Here is a 14,124-nt window from a genome sequence, read left to right on the forward strand (position 1 = left end):
GTCGAGGGAATCGGCCACGGTCGCGGGTCCCGTGTCCTCGGTGGAGTCGTCGTACAACTGCCGCCACCAGTCGTCCTCGTGACCGGTGGGCTTCTCCCCCTGCTGGCTCATGCTCCCGATTGTCCACCGAGAGGGCCGGTTGAAAACGGGGCATCCGGAAAAACCGGCCACGGCGCGAACTGCCGTACGGCGGGCCGCGCGAACGATCGAACGGGAGTCCGCACCGTATGGCGCGAACGTCCGACCGCCGGGCGGCCCCACCCCCCACGGGAGAACCGCCCGGCGGCGTCTGGGCGACCGAGGCCCCGCGCACGCCGCGGACCTGCCGGGTCACGGTCCGGACGGCCGACCGGCCGCCGACTCGCCGCCGGCTTCGGCCGGTTCGGCACCGGCTTCGTCCCGGGACCCGTACGGATTCCCCGACCCCCCGCTCTCCGGGGCCGGTTCACTCCGCCCGCGATCCGGAACGGCGTCCGGGCCACGAGCCGGCACGCCACGTCCCGCGGTCCGGACACGACCGGAGGATCACGGACACCGGTCGGCGCCTCGGTGACGTGAGCTTGTCAGAGGGGCGGGGGGTACGGCGATGATGTGCCGGGGCGGGTTTACGCCGTGGCCGATTTCCGCCACGACGCTGCCGGCCGGCCGGAACGCAACCACGGGAGGGACATCGCCGCATGCTGGGAGCGATAGGTCTGGACGAGACCCACGAGACGGCGTACCGCGCGCTGGTGTCCGTGGGCGCCGCCGAGGTGCCCGATCTCGCGCGCAGGCTCACGCTCGGCGAGCACGAGACGGAGCGCGCGCTGCGCCGGCTGGAGCTGCGCGGCCTGGCCGCGCAGTCCTCGGCGCGGCCCGGACGCTGGGTCGCCGCACCGCCGGGAGTCGCCCTCGGCGCGCTGCTCACCCAGCAGCGCCACGAGCTGGAGAAGGCGGAGCTGGCGGCCGCGCTGCTGGCCGAGGAGTACCGGGGCACGGCGGGCGAACCGGCCGTGCACGACCTGGTCGAGGTGGTGATCGGCGCCGCGGCGGTCTCCCAGCGCTTCCTCCAGCTCCAGCTCGGCGCCGCCGAGGAGGTGTGCGCGCTGGTCACCGGCACCCCGATGGTGGTCTCCGGCACGGACAACGACGCCGAGGAGCAGGCCGCGGGCCGGGGTGTCCGCTACCGCGTGGTCGTCGAGCGGTCCGTTCTCGACCAGCCGGCCGGAATCACCGAGCTGTCCGCCGCGCTCGGCCGCGACGAGCAGGTGCGGGTCGTGGACCGGGTGCCGACCAAGCTGGTGATCGCCGACCGGGCGCTCGCGATGGTGCCGCTCACCTCGCACACCGCCGAGCCGGCCGCGCTGGTCGTGCACGCGAGCGGCCTCCTGGAACTGCTGGCGGGGCTGTTCCAGTCGGTGTGGCGGGACGCGCTGCCGCTGCGGCTGGGCAGCCGGGGCGTGCTGGAGCAGGAACCGGACGGCCCCGACACCACCGATCTGGAGATCCTTTCCCTCCTCCTCGCGGGGCTGACCGACGCGAGCGTCGCCAAACAGCTCGATCTGGGCCTCAGGACCGTGCAGCGCCGGGTCAAGCGCCTCATGGAGCTGACCGGCGTGACGACCCGGCTGCAGCTCGGCTGGCACGCGTACGAGCGCGGCTGGGTCGCCCGGGGCTGACCTGCGCTCTCCCGTCCGCTCGGGCAGTCTGGGCAGATGGGAGTGTGGGAACTCCTGATGGTCGGCGTGGTGATTCTGCTCGGCCTGGTCGGAGTACTGGTGCCCGGTCTGCCGGGGTCGTGGCTCGTCTGGGCCGCCGTTCTGTGGTGGGCCCTGAGCTACCCGCAGACCCTGTCCTGGGCCGTCCTGGTGGCCTCGACGGCCGTCCTGCTGCTCTCGCAGGCCGTCCGCTGGATGCTGCCGCCGCGACGGCTGCGCGAGAGCGGCGCCACCACCCGGATGGCGGTGTACGCGGGTGGCGGGTCGTTCCTCGGCTTCTTCCTGGTCCCGGTCGTCGGCGCCGTGGCCGGTTTCATCGGCGGGATCTACCTCAGCGAGCGGCTGCGCCTGGGCGGACACGGCCCGGCGAAGGCCTCGGTGCGGACGGCGATGCGGGCGGGAGGCTGGAGCGTGCTGACGGAACTCCTCGCCTGTCTGCTGATCCTGGGTGCCTGGCTGGGAGCCGTCATCTGGGGCTGAGCCGGGGCGGCCGGTGCCCGTGCGGCCTCGCCGTCAGGGTCCGCAGGTCGATCGCGTCGGCCAGCGCGCGCATGCCGGCGTCGTTGAAGTGCAGGTGGTCCCCGGGGTCGTAGGCCGGGAGGATCCGGTTCGGGCGGGCCGGATCGCGGACGGCGGCGTCGAGGTCCACGACCGCGTCGAAGATCCGGTGGGTGCGGATGGCGGTGTTGACGGCCTGCCGCACGCTTTCCCGGGCCGGGGTGTACGCGCCGTGACCGCCGTACGGGGTGATGGTGGCGCCGACGACCCTGACGCCGCGGGCGTGGGCGCGGCGCACGACGAGCCGGTAGGCGTCCTCCAGGGCCCGCGGGTCCGTCTGCTCCGGGGTTCCCTTGATGTCGTTGACGCCCTCCAGCACGATCACCGTGCGGACACCCGCGCGGGAGAGCACGTCGCTGTCCAGGCGGGCCAGGGCGCTCGGGCCCCGGCCGTCGAGCAGGAGGCGGTTCCCCGAGATCCCCGCGTTGAGGACGCCGGGCCTGCGGTGGGCGGGGAGCCCGCGCAGCCGGGCGGCGAGCCGGTCGGGCCAGCGGCGGTCGGCGCCGAACGAGGAGCCGGTGCCGTCGGTGATCGAGTCGCCGAGCGCGACGACACTGCCCGCGGCGGAGGCGCCGAGCACGTCGACGCCGGTCACGTAGTACCAGCTGCCGACCCTGGTGGTGTAGGCGGCACCGCTCTCCTGGGCGGTGCGGTCGCCCCCGGGCGCGACGAAGTTGGTCCGGAGCGCGGAGCGGTGGTAGGTCGCCGGGCCCGAATCGACGGGGGTGTGCACCGAGACCAGCAGGCCGGCGTCGGCGGGGACGCGCAGGGCGACGGGGTCGCTGACGAGGTCCGTGCCCGCGGGGACGGTGACGGACCGGGCCCCGGCGAAGGTGACCGCGCGCACGGAGCCCGCGACGGCCCGGGGGCTCCCCGGTTCGCCGGGAAGCTGCAGGGCCAGGGTCACGGACCCGAGTCGCAGCGGTCGTGTGCCGAGCCGGTTGGACAGCCGGACGCGCGCGGCACCGCCGCCGACGCTGGTGCGGACGACACTGCGGATCGAGGCGCCGGGCAGCGCGGGCGCGGTACCGGAGGCCGCGGCCTCCCAGGTTCCCGTCCAGGTCCGGGCGGGTCTCGGGGCGCTCCGGCCGGGCGCGGACCGCGCTTCGGCGATCACTCCGGTGGAGGCGAGGACCAGGGCGGTCGCCAGGGGGACGAGACGACGCCGGAGCATGATCGCGCGGGACATGGGCGATCGATTCCCCACCGGGGCGCCATCGCATCACACCGTCACACCGCCGGCCGCGCCCGAACGGGTCCCGTCCTCCGCCTCCGGTCCTAGGACCGCAACCCGATGCGCCGCGGGGCGGGTGCGTGTTTGGCTGCTGTCATGACCGAATTCAGTGAGGCCGAGCGCGCGTATCTGAGGTCGCAGCGGCTGGGACGGCTGGCCACCGTCGACCCGCTCGGGCAGCCCCAGGCCAACCCCGTCGGCTTCTTCCCCCAGGAGGACGGGACGATCCTGATCGGCGGCTACTCGATGGGCACCACGAAGAAGTGGCGCAATCTCCTGAAGAACCCGAAGGTCGCGCTCGTCGTCGACGACATCGTCAGCCTCAAGCCGTGGAAGGTGCGGGGCATCGACATCCGTGGAGAGGCGGAACTCCTCACTGGTACCCATGATTTGGGCCCGCACTTCAGCGAGGAGCTGATCCGGATCCATCCCCGGCGGATCCACAGCTGGGGTCTGGAGGACTGAACTCCCCCTCCGCCGCCCTCAGATGGCGGACGGCGTACGAGCGCCAGGGCCGCCAGGTGTCGGGTGCGTCGGTACCGGGCGGCGCCACGTCCGGGTCGCCGAGGGCCCGGGTGCGGATGACGGCGGCGGTGGCCTCGTCCATGCCGGGCAGCGCGAGCAGCGCCGCCCGTGCCTCTTCGCGGTCGGCGCCCGGGTCGAGCCGCAGGGTGCCGTCGGCGAGGGCCGCGGTGAGCACGCCGAGCGGGCCTTCGGGTTCCGCCTCGGCGAGGACGGCGGCCTCGGGGAAGAGGTGGGTGAGCGTCTCGCACTCGGCGTCCAGCCTCTTGCCGTACCGCAGCACCAGCCGCTCGGCCTCCGCCGCCCCGACCAGCGCCCGTACCGCCAGTTCGTCCGGATCGGCGGCGCCCGGCGACCGCAGGCCCGGCCGCGCGGCGACCAGCGGACCCACCCGCGCGTCCGCTCCGAGCCTCTCGTCGACGGCGTACGGATCGGCGTCGAGGTCGAAGAGCCTGCGCAGCCGCTGCACGGCGGTGGTGAGGTCCCGGAGATCGGTGAGGTGCAGCCGGGCGTCGAGCCAGCCTCCGGGGTGGGCGGTGTCGTCGGGGTGGGTGGTGCCGCCGGGGTGGGCGGTGCCGTGGGGGCCCGGTGTTCCGGCGGCCCGGTCCGTCGTGCCGGCCCGGGGGCGGCGGCCCGCCGCGACGCCGGTTCGCTCCTCGACGGCCACGATTCCGGTGCCGTACGGCAGCCGCAGCGTCCGGCGGTAGGTGCGGCGGCCGCGGGTTCCGCCGACGGCCTCGACACCCGGGACGGCCTCGGCGGCCAGCAGGTCGAAGACGGCCGTGGACTGGTAGGGGCCCCGGTGGGCGAGCCGGAGCGGGACGCCGGCGGCGGGGGTGGCCGCGCCGCGGGCGACGGGAACACCGCGCGGCGCCGCGGCACGCAACTGGCTCGGCGTCGACGCGTAGACCGTGCGGATCGTGTCGTTGAACTGGCGGACACTGGCGAACCCCGCCGCGAACGCGATCTGTGTGACCGGGAGTTCGGTGGTCTGGAGGAGGATCCGCGCGGTGTGCGCCCGCTGCGCCCTGGCCAGCGCGACCGGGCCCGCGCCGACCTCCGCCGTGAGCTGCCGCTGGACCTGGCGGGTGCTGTACCCGAGCCGTGCGGCGAGGCCGCCGACGCCCTCGCGGTCCACCACGCCGTCGCCGATCAGGCGCATGGCACGGCCGACGACATCGGCCCGTACGTTCCAGGCCGCGGAGCCCGGCACCGCGTCCGGGCGGCATCGGCGGCAGGCCCGGAATCCCGAGCCCTGCGCGGCGGCGGCCGTGGCGTAGAACCGCACGTTGCGCCGCTTCGGCGTCACGGCGGGGCAGCTCGGCCGGCAGTAGATCCCGGTGGTCCGCACGGCGAAGAAGAACTCCCCGTCGAACCGGGCGTCCCGGCTCCGCACGGCCTCGTACCTGGTGTCCTCGTACCCGGTGTCCTCGTTCACCCTTCCAGTGTGACCCCGCCGGAACCCCGGGTCTGGCGGAATTCGGACACGGCACCCACGCCGGACGCGGCCCCGGCGGACCGGGACGAGGAACCTTCGAGGCCGGACGGCGGGCCGCCGGCCCGGCGAAGGACCGGGAGACCGACGAGCCCGGGTGGCGGACCGACGAAGACCGGCGGACCGGGGTGAAAGGCCGAAAGACCAGCGCGGAGGACCGGCGAACCGAGGGAAGACCCGGCGGCATGGGCTGAGGACCAGCGGACCGGACGAAAACGGGCCGAGCGGACCGAGCAGGCCGAGCAGGCCGAGCAGGCCGAGGACCAACGAACCGGGGTGGAGCACCGGCGGAGCGAGGCGGGCCCCGCCTGCCGGGGTGTAGGACCGGCGGGACGGGGGTGGGGTCGGTCGATGGTGGCCCCACCCCCGTTTCCGGCTACCAGCGGCCGCGCTTGGCCTCCATGGCGGCGCGGCCCTCCGCCCCCTTGCGCTTCCAGTCGCGGCGGATCTCGGCACGCACCCGCGCGTCCGTCTTGGCGACGATCCGCTGGTTCTCGCGGAGCAGCTTGCGGTAGCTCTCCAGCCGTCGGTCCGGCAGGTCGCCGGAGTCGACGGCCGCGAGCACCGCGCACCCGGGCTCGGCGACATGGGCGCAGTCCTGGAAGCGGCAGTCGGCGGCGAACTCCTCGATCTCGGAGAACACCTGCCCGACCCCGTTCCCGGCGTCCCACAGCCCCACTCCGCGCAGCCCCGGGGTGTCGATGAGGACACCGCCGCCGGGCAGCACGAGGAGGTTGCGGGTCGTCGTGGTGTGCCGGCCCTTGCCGTCCATGTCGCGGGTCGCCTGGACGTCCATGACGTCCTCGCCGACCAGCACGTTGGCCAGGGTGGACTTGCCCGCGCCGGACTGGCCGAGCAGCACGGTCGTACCTCCCGCGAGCACGGCCTCCAGGACGTCGAGACCGGCCCCCGTCGAGGAGCTGACGGCGAGGACCGTGACCCCGGGCGCGGAGGTCTCCACGTCCTGGACGAGGTGGGCGAGGGTCGCCGCCGCCGGGACCAGGTCGGCCTTGGTGAGGACGACCACGGGCTGCGCGCCGGACTCCCAGGCCAGCGCGAGGAAGCGCTCGATACGGCCCAGGTCGAGTTCGACGGCGAGGGAGACGGCCACGACCGCGTAGTCGACGTTGGCCGCGAGGATCTGCCCCTCGGACCGCTTGGAGGAGGTGGAGCGCACGAAGGCCGTACGGCGGGGCAGATACGCCCGTACGTAGCGCGGGTTGCCGGCCGGTTCGACGGCGACCCAGTCACCGGTGCACACGACGCGCAGCGGGTCGTGCGGGGTCACGAAGGCGGTGTCGGCGCGGACGACGCCGTCGGCGGTGGCCACGTCGCACTGGCCGCGGTCGACGCGGATCACCCGTCCGGCGACGAGTCCTTCGGAGTCGTAGGAAGCGAACTCGTCCGCCCAGGCGTCGTCCCAGCCGTACGGAACGAGCGGGGAAAGCCCAAGGGAGGCGGACGGGGTCGGGAAAGCGGAGCTGGAAGTCAAGGGAGACCCTTCACAAGGGCGGCCCCGGCGACGCGCACTGCGGCGCGAAGGAAAGAGGAAGGTCAGCCGGCGGCCACGTAGGTGGACTTGATGAACTTCTGGATGCGGGCAGCGCCCATCGCAAAGACAGCCATCGGTCACACCTCCTGAACTCGCTCGAGACCCACGCCTCGATGCCGACGCGTGAACTGTATCCGGGGCCCCCTCGGGCCCGTCAATCGAATTAAATCCCGCCCCCCCACCGGGCTCCGGCGGAGCCGGCGGCCGGGGACTCGTCGTGCATCTCCGGCTCAGCCGGCCGTCGTGCAGCGGCCGCCGTTGAGGGTGAACGTGTCCGGGGCCGTGTTCCCGCCGTACCAGGTGCCGTTGAAGCCGACCGCGAAGGAACCGCCCGCGGCGACTGACTTGTTGTAGTCCTTGGCGGAGGCGGTCACCCGGGAGCCGTTCTGGGCGGCCGTGCCGTCCCACATCTGCGTGACCCGCTGGCCGTCGTCGAAGGTCCAGCCGATCTGCCAGGAGTCGAGGGGTTCGGCGGACGTGACGGTGACGCTGGCCTGGAAGCCGTCCGGCCACTGGTCGACGATGTCGTACTTCACCCGGCAGGACGCGGGGCCCTTCGTCGCCTCGGAGGGTTTCGCGGAGTCCTTGGATCCCGGTCCCGGGGTACCGGCGGTGCGGGTCGGCGACGACGAGGCGGTGCCCTGGGGCTCGGGGTCGGACTTCGAGCCCGTGCCGGCACTGGCGTCCACCGGCTCGGGCGAGACGAGGGAGCCCTCGCCGCGGCTGGTCGCCGACGGGGACGGCACACCCGGGTCGGCCACCGGCCGACGGTCGCCCGCGTCGCCGCGCGCGACGGCGGCCCCGCCGTTCCCGGCGTCGAAGGGCATCAGGGAGACGGTGAGGGCGAGGCCGGAGACGATGACGGCGGCGACCAGCAGCCCGGTGCGGCCGATCCGGGGCGCGGCCTCCTTCATCTCGGCGAGACCGGTGTCCGCGGCCGCGTCCGTCCGACCGCCGGTCAGCCCCGCCTCGGCGGCGCGGCGCCTGCGTTCCAGGTAGGCGAGGCCGCCCCAGCCGATCACCCCGCCCGCGAGCGCGGCGGGCAGTCCGCCGCCGTGCAGCCGCAGACAGGCGGCGGCCTCCGCGCACTCCACGCACCGGGCGAGGTGCTGCGAAAGGTCATCGGGTGTCTCGGCGCCCGGCGAGCGGGTCACCGCGTCGAGGAGCCGGGCGTAGCTGCGGCAGTCCGCGTCCATCGGGGTGTCGAGGTGGTTGCGGTGACACCGGTCCCTGAACAGCCCCCGCACCTGGCCGAGTTCCTCGGCGGCAGCCACCGGGTCGAGACCGAGCCTCCTGGCCACCGCGGGCAGCGGGAGCGCCTCGACCTCGACCAGCCACAACAGGGCCGCGTCCGGTTCCTGAAGGTCCTTCAGACCGCGCAGTGCGACCGGGCGGTGCAGCGGCGGACCCGTGTAGCGGGCGGCCTTCTCGGAGTTGAGCCACAGCCTGAGGTCGGGGTCGAGCCGGTGTCCCTGGCCGTGCGCCTCCCAGGCGGCGGCCGTGGTCCGAACGGAGTTCAGCAGCAGGGGAATCCGGGGCAGCCCGGCGGTTCTGCGGCCGGTGGTCTTCGTGCGGGCCGCGGCCGAGCGCGCCTCGTGGATGCCGTGGGTGAACGCCTCGGTGGCGAGCTGTGCGGCCGCGGCGGAACCGGACGTGCACAGATCGGCGTACGACAGGACGGCGTCCCAGCATTCCGAGAACAGGGCGGCCTCGGCGGCGTCCTGGGGGGTCGGCAGGTCTGGCATGGGGGGCTCCTGCATCCACGGCTTCCGCGTGCAACGTCACACACAACGCCCAACTCGCCTGATTTGAGCGGGAGTTGGGGGCGACTCAACGACGGGCCAGAGCTTTTCACGGTTCCGACACAACTGACAAGCCGCGCCGTCACATCATGCGGTCGTGCGATCACAGTACGGCCCGTCGGACGCCGGTGGCCTCGGCCGGCAAGTGGACCCCGGCGCCCCGGGCCCGGACTCCGGCCGCCCGAGCGGAGCTCAGGTCGCCCGAGTGTCGTACGGAACACCCGCCCGGCGGGCCCGAACGCTTCAACTTTCACAGAACCCCCCACCGACCCACCGTCCCCTCGCTCCCCGTCCCCTCGCTCCCCTGCTCCTCGTTTCCCGGCCCGACGCACGCCGGCCCGACGCACGCCGGCCCGGACGTCGGGACGACGTCCGGGCCGTGCGGGTGCGCTTCGGGTGCGCTTCGGGTGCGCTTCGGGAACGCGGCCGGTCACGCCTGGGCGGCCGCCGCCTCCTGCGCGGGGAGGCTGTCCATGAAGGAGCTGACGGAGAAGACCGCGCGGCCCGGACCGGGCTCTCCGTAGCCGGGCGGCGACTTGAGTCCGAAGTCGTCCATCGTGGCGCGGTATGCCTCCAGCAGACGGATGTGGTACTCCAGCGGCGCGCCCTGCGGGTTGGCCTTGCCCAGCGGGGTGGTCGGCTCCGGGCACCAGGTGGTGAAGCGGGGCGTGATGCCGTGCGACATGAAGAACCGCAGTCCCTCGGTCGTCGAGGCGATGGCCTCGTCCACGCTGGTGAAGCCGAAGGGTTCGGCCATCTCCACGCCCGCGACGAAGTTCGGGATCACATTGCGGGCGCCGAAGATCTCGGCGGAGTCGAGGATGCGCTTGTGCCACTCGTCGCGGCCGACGTAACGCTCCTTGCCGGGGCAGTACATCTTGAACAGATACTCGTCCCACACCTCGTAGTTGGGGTGGTAGATCTGCACGCCGTAGTCCTTGAACCGCTGCACGTCGTCACGCGGCAGCGCCTGGGCCACCACCTTGCCGATCCAGCGCCCGGGGAACCGCTCCTCGATGGCCTTGGCGTAGTGGCCGTAGAAGTCGGCCTCGTCACGGCCGGAGACCGTCTTGGTGATCGCGCCGCCGGTGAGCGTGTACGCCGTCGACGCCTTCGCGGTGTCGTACCGGTCGATGATCTCCAGGGCCTCCAGGACCTCCTCGACGTCCTTCACCCCGGTGTAGGGGCGGCCCGCCGCCTTGTGCTGGCGCCAGTTGTGGTTGATGTCGCAGTACTGGCACTCCTCCTTGGCGCCGAAGTACTGGCAGACCCGGAAGACGGTGAGGTAGATCAGATAGCCCCACTGGATCGTCGGGGCCACCTCCATCACGGACTTCCCGTTGGAGAGCTTGTGCCGGTAGTACTCGGGCATCGGCGGCACCCCGACGTCGGAGATCCGCTTCCCGTCGAGGTACAGCCCGAGGACGCCCTCGTCGTCGGCGGCGACCCGGTAGGGCGAGGACGGTTTCACGCGCACGGACACCACGGTCCGGCGCAGGTCGTACGGGCCGCCGGTGAGGATGATCTCCTCGGGCGGGCGCCTGAGCGCGGCCTCGCCCAGCTCGGGCAGGGTGCCGTGGTCGAAGGAGAAGATGAAGTACGACTTCGGCTTGACCTCACCGCCCTCGTTGTCGCTGAGCGCGGACGCGTCGAAGGCCACGCCCCCGCGGAGCAGGTCCTCCTTGATGACGGCTTCCCGCGGCACGTGCGGGAACCGCTCCATCAGATCCTCGACCAGCGCGGTGCGGCTGCCCATCCCGTTCTCCTCGCTCCCGACCTGCTTCGTCTGTCGTGTTCGACTCCTCACGGTATGCCCCCGCCCGGACATCGGCCGTGCCGGGTCCCCCCGCGCCGCGGGAGGCCGTGCTCGCGCCGGATCTCGTTTGCTCCGTACGGGCGCCGCTGCGAGAGTCGTCGCCATGCCTGCCTTCACCTCGTACGACGGGACCGAGCTGACCTTCGACGCCTCCGGGGACGGCCCGCCGGTGGTGTGTCTGCCCGGCGGGCCGATGCAGGACTGCGCGTACCTCGGTGACCTGGGCGGACTGTCCGCGCACCGGAGGCTGATCATGGCGGACCCGCGTGGCACGGGCGGGTCCGCGATCCCGGCCGACCCCGCCTCGTACCGCTGCGACCGGCTCGTCGACGACGTCGAGGCCCTGCGCGAGCACCTCGGCCTCGACCGGATGGACCTGCTCGCGCACTCCGCCGGGACGAATCTGGCCGTCCTGTACGCACAGCGTCATCCGGAGCGGGTCGGGCGGCTCGCGCTGATCACGCCGAGCGTCTTCGCCCTCGGGATCGAGATCGCTCCTGAGGTCAGACGGGCGACGGCGCTGCTCCGCGAGGACGAGCCGTGGTTCCCGGAGGCGTTCGCGGCCCTTGAGGCGATCGTCGCGGGGAAGGGCGACGCCGACGCCTTCCGGGCCATCGCCCCCTTCTGGTACGGGCGTTGGGACGAGGCCGCGCGGGCGCACCGGGAGGCGGAGGACGCGCACAGGAACCACGAGGCCGCGGCCCGCTTCTCCGACGGCGCCTTCGCGCCGGACGCCACCCGGGCGGCCCTCGCCGGCCTGGCCTCCCCGGTGCTCGTGCTCGCCGGGGAGCTCGACCTGAACTCCCCGGCCCCCGCGATGGCGGAGGTCGCAGCCCTGTTCCCGCACGCCGAGCTGGTCGTGCAGGACGGCGCCGGACACTTCCCGTGGCTCGACGATCCGAAACGGTTCGCGGCGGCGACGGAGGCCTTCCTGACCCGGCCCGCCCGCTGACGGCCAGGTGGGTCGTCGGCGGCGGCGAGTCAGGCGCTCCGCTCCAGTTCCGTCACCTCGATCCCGAATTCCGGCGCCCTCCCGGACAGCAGGCGTTCGGTCTCCGCCAGCACGGTCAGACCGAGCCGGGCGACCTCGTTGCCCTGCGAACCGGCGAGGTGCGGGGTGACGAAGGCGTTCGGGAGGTCGTACAGCGGGGAGTCGGCGGGCAGCGGCTCGGGGTCGGTGACGTCGAGGATCGCGCGGACGTGCCGGGCGCGCAGCGCCTCGATCAGGGCGTCGTGGTCGACCAGGGAGCCGCGCGCGGTGTTGACGAGCACCGATCCGGCGGGCATCAGGGCGAGTTCGCGGCGGCCGATCAGGTGCCGGGTCTCGGGTGTCTGGGGTGCGTGGACGGTGACGATGTCGCTGCTCGCGAGCAGTTCGTCGAGCGGCAGCAGGGGAACGCCGAGGGCGGCCGCCCCGGCCCCGTCGACGTAGGGATCGGCGAGGCTCACCGACAGGTCGAAGGGGCGGAGCAGTTCGATGAGGCGTCTGCCGATGCGGGAGGCGCCGACGACGCCGACACGGCGGCCGAAGTTGCCGATGCCCGGCAGGATCTCGCCGTGGAGGAAGGCCGCCCGTTCGGCGCGCAGGCGTTCCCGGTGGGCGAAGACGTCCTTGCCCGCGAGCAGGATCATGGCGAGCGTGTACTCGGCGACGGGCAGCGCGTTCGCGGCGGCGGCCGAGGAGACGACGATGCCGCGCTCCCACACCTCCGGTGTCGCGAAGCCCTTGACGGAGCCGGCGGCGTGCAGGACGGCCCTGAGCTTCGGGGCCGCGTCGAGCGCGTCCGCGTCGAGCACGGGGGCTCCCCAGCCGGTGATCAGGATCTCGGTCTCCGCGAGCCGGTCCCGTACCCGTGGATCGCCGAAGTCGCCCGCCACGAGCGACGGATCGACGTCCACCCGCTCACGCAGCCGGGCGAGGATGTCCGCAGGGAAGATCCGCGGCACGTTCTCGGGGGTCATGGCGAACATCGCCACGGGACGCCCGGAGGGCATCTCCACTGGACGCACGGGCAAGGTGGTGGCCTTCCGCTTCGGTGACACCGACGACAGCAAGCGCTCTCTACGGTAGATCGCGCCACGCGAGAGGGTCAACGGACCGCTCTGCCACCGCGGCGGAGCGAGGAGGTAGGTTCCCTCCGGGGTGGTTCATGCATGGGCCACGCACCACGACCTCCGGGAGGGACGACAGGGATGACTCGGACCCTGACCAACTGGGCCGGCAACATCACGTACACGGCCGAGGAACTGCACCGGCCCTCCTCGCTCGACGCGCTGCGCGCCCTCGTCGCGGACAGCTCCCGTGTCCGGGTGCTGGGCAGCGGGCACTCGTTCAACGAGATCGCCGAGCCCGGCGCGGACGGCGTCCTGCTGTCCCTGGCCGCCCTGCCGCCCGCGGTGGACGTCGACACGAGGGCCCGTACGGTACGGGTCTCGGGCGGCGTCCGGTACGCCGAACTCGCCCGCCGGGTCCACGGGCAGGGACTCGCGCTGCACAACATGGCCTCCCTCCCGCACATCTCGGTGGCGGGCTCGGTCGCCACCGGCACCCATGGGTCCGGGGTCGCGAACGGGTCGCTCGCCGCCGCCGTGCGCGAGGTCGAGCTGATCACGGCGGACGGCTCCTCCCTGGTGATCGGCCGGGGCGAGGAGCGGTTCGGCGGCGCCGTGACCTCGCTGGGAGCGCTCGGCGTGGTCACCGCGCTCACCCTCGACCTGGAACCGGACTTCGAGGTGAGCCAGCACGTGTTCACCGAACTCCCCCTGGAGGGACTGGACTTCGAGGCCGTCGCAGGATCCGCCTACAGCGTCAGCCTGTTCACCGACTTCAGGCGTCCCGGCTTCCGGCAGGTCTGGCTCAAACGGCGTACGGACCGGCCCTCGCCGGACTTCCCGTGGGCGGCGCCCGCGACCGAGGCCCTGCACCCGGTGCCGGGCATGCCCGCCCGCAACTGCACCGAGCAGCTCGGGGTCCCCGGCCCCTGGCACGAGCGACTGCCGCATTTCCGGGCCGAGTTCACGCCGAGCAGCGGGGCCGAGCTCCAGTCGGAGTACCTGCTGGCGCGCTCGGACGCCCTGGCGGCGCTGCACGCGCTGGACGCGATCCGCGGGACGATCGCGCCGGTGCTGCAGATCAGCGAGGTGCGGACCGTGGCCGCCGACGAGCAGTGGCTGAGTCCCGCGTACGGCCGGGACACCGTGGCCCTGCACTTCACCTGGGTCGAGGACACCGAGGCCGTGCTGCCGGTGGTCCGTCTGGTCGAGCGGGCGCTGGAGCCGTTCGGGCCGCGGCCGCACTGGGGCAAGGTGTTCACCGTGCCGTCCGCGGTGCTGCGCGAACGGTCCCCGCGGCTGGACGGGTTCAGGGAACTGGCCGGCGAGCTCGACCCGTCGGGGACCTTCGCCAACGCCTTCGTACGGGACTTTCTCGGCCCCCGCTCCTGACCTT

At 73.4% G+C, this 14,124-nt stretch carries 11 protein-coding genes; 5 read left to right on the plus strand and 6 right to left on the minus strand.

What is annotated here, in order from left to right; translation table 11 throughout:
- Window positions 1-677: 677 nt before the first annotated feature.
- Both ACFYYF_RS18845 and ACFYYF_RS18850 read left to right on the plus strand, forming a co-directional pair.
- Complete coding sequence (locus ACFYYF_RS18845; protein WP_388777011.1) at window positions 678-1,658, plus strand: helix-turn-helix domain-containing protein; 981 nt, start codon at window positions 678-680, stop codon at window positions 1,656-1,658.
- A gap of 36 nt (window positions 1,659-1,694) precedes the next feature.
- Entirely contained in the window at window positions 1,695-2,177 is a 483-nt protein-coding gene (locus tag ACFYYF_RS18850; RefSeq protein WP_361682255.1) for a DUF456 domain-containing protein, read from the plus strand.
- Here the strand turns inward: ACFYYF_RS18850 and ACFYYF_RS18855 are convergent.
- A complete protein-coding gene (locus ACFYYF_RS18855) occupies window positions 2,164-3,444 on the minus strand; it encodes an SGNH/GDSL hydrolase family protein (protein ID WP_388777014.1) in 1,281 nt (426 codons plus the stop codon). The genes ACFYYF_RS18850 and ACFYYF_RS18855 overlap by 14 nt on opposite strands.
- Before the next feature lie 141 nt (window positions 3,445-3,585).
- On the opposite strand from ACFYYF_RS18855, the gene ACFYYF_RS18860 reads away from it, so the two are divergent.
- Window positions 3,586-3,954, plus strand: a complete 369-nt coding sequence (locus ACFYYF_RS18860; RefSeq protein ID WP_388777017.1) for a PPOX class F420-dependent oxidoreductase — start codon at window positions 3,586-3,588, stop codon at window positions 3,952-3,954.
- Here ACFYYF_RS18860 and ACFYYF_RS18865 read toward each other — a convergent pair.
- The 4 genes from ACFYYF_RS18865 to ACFYYF_RS18880 form a co-directional block, all read right to left on the minus strand.
- Entirely contained in the window at window positions 3,893-5,449 is a 1,557-nt protein-coding gene (locus ACFYYF_RS18865; protein ID WP_388777019.1) for a DNA-3-methyladenine glycosylase 2 family protein, read from the minus strand. The two genes, ACFYYF_RS18860 and ACFYYF_RS18865, sit on opposite strands and share 62 nt — an antisense overlap.
- A gap of 433 nt (window positions 5,450-5,882) precedes the next feature.
- Window positions 5,883-6,998, minus strand: a complete 1,116-nt coding sequence (gene rsgA, locus ACFYYF_RS18870; RefSeq protein ID WP_388777022.1) for a ribosome small subunit-dependent GTPase A — start codon at window positions 6,996-6,998, stop codon at window positions 5,883-5,885.
- A gap of 290 nt (window positions 6,999-7,288) precedes the next feature.
- Window positions 7,289-8,803 carry a cellulose binding domain-containing protein gene (locus ACFYYF_RS18875; RefSeq protein WP_388777024.1) on the minus strand — a complete coding sequence of 505 codons (1,515 nt, stop codon included), beginning with the start codon at window positions 8,801-8,803 and terminating at the stop codon, window positions 7,289-7,291.
- Window positions 8,804-9,290: 487 nt separating this feature from the next.
- Window positions 9,291-10,616, minus strand: coding sequence for a radical SAM protein (locus ACFYYF_RS18880; protein WP_388777027.1), 1,326 nt, complete (start codon window positions 10,614-10,616; stop codon window positions 9,291-9,293).
- A gap of 163 nt (window positions 10,617-10,779) precedes the next feature.
- Here ACFYYF_RS18880 and ACFYYF_RS18885 point away from each other — a divergent pair, with 163 nt between their 5' ends.
- Window positions 10,780-11,628, plus strand: coding sequence for an alpha/beta fold hydrolase (locus ACFYYF_RS18885; RefSeq protein WP_388777029.1), 849 nt, complete (start codon window positions 10,780-10,782; stop codon window positions 11,626-11,628).
- Window positions 11,629-11,657: 29 nt separating this feature from the next.
- Here the strand turns inward: ACFYYF_RS18885 and ACFYYF_RS18890 are convergent, their stop codons facing one another.
- Window positions 11,658-12,671: a hydroxyacid dehydrogenase gene (locus ACFYYF_RS18890; protein ID WP_388777582.1), complete on the minus strand. Its 1,014-nt coding sequence runs from the start codon at window positions 12,669-12,671 to the stop codon at window positions 11,658-11,660.
- A gap of 198 nt (window positions 12,672-12,869) precedes the next feature.
- Here ACFYYF_RS18890 and ACFYYF_RS18895 point away from each other — a divergent pair, with 198 nt between their 5' ends.
- Window positions 12,870-14,120, plus strand: coding sequence for an FAD-binding protein (locus ACFYYF_RS18895; RefSeq protein ID WP_388777031.1), 1,251 nt, complete (start codon window positions 12,870-12,872; stop codon window positions 14,118-14,120).
- The last annotated feature ends 4 nt before the right edge of the window (window positions 14,121-14,124 follow it).

The organism is Streptomyces sp. NPDC001914, from assembly GCF_042891215.1.
In the GTDB taxonomy this organism is placed as follows: Bacteria; Actinomycetota; Actinomycetes; order Streptomycetales; family Streptomycetaceae; genus Streptomyces.

Excerpts from the sequence above, each read along its gene's own strand:
- ACFYYF_RS18890 (WP_388777582.1), bottom strand. The coding sequence starts at position 12,671 with ATGCCCTCCGGGCGTCCCGTGGCGATGTTCGCCATGACCCCCGAGAAC.
- ACFYYF_RS18860 (WP_388777017.1), top strand. The coding sequence starts at position 3,586 with ATGACCGAATTCAGTGAGGCCGAGCGCGCGTATCTGAGGTCGCAGCGG.
- ACFYYF_RS18850 (WP_361682255.1), top strand. The coding sequence starts at position 1,695 with ATGGGAGTGTGGGAACTCCTGATGGTCGGCGTGGTGATTCTGCTCGGC.
- ACFYYF_RS18875 (WP_388777024.1), bottom strand. The coding sequence starts at position 8,803 with ATGCCAGACCTGCCGACCCCCCAGGACGCCGCCGAGGCCGCCCTGTTC.
- ACFYYF_RS18895 (WP_388777031.1), top strand. The coding sequence starts at position 12,870 with ATGACTCGGACCCTGACCAACTGGGCCGGCAACATCACGTACACGGCC.
- ACFYYF_RS18880 (WP_388777027.1), bottom strand. The coding sequence starts at position 10,616 with ATGGGCAGCCGCACCGCGCTGGTCGAGGATCTGATGGAGCGGTTCCCG.
- ACFYYF_RS18845 (WP_388777011.1), top strand. The coding sequence starts at position 678 with ATGCTGGGAGCGATAGGTCTGGACGAGACCCACGAGACGGCGTACCGC.
- ACFYYF_RS18855 (WP_388777014.1), bottom strand. The coding sequence starts at position 3,444 with ATGTCCCGCGCGATCATGCTCCGGCGTCGTCTCGTCCCCCTGGCGACC.
- ACFYYF_RS18885 (WP_388777029.1), top strand. The coding sequence starts at position 10,780 with ATGCCTGCCTTCACCTCGTACGACGGGACCGAGCTGACCTTCGACGCC.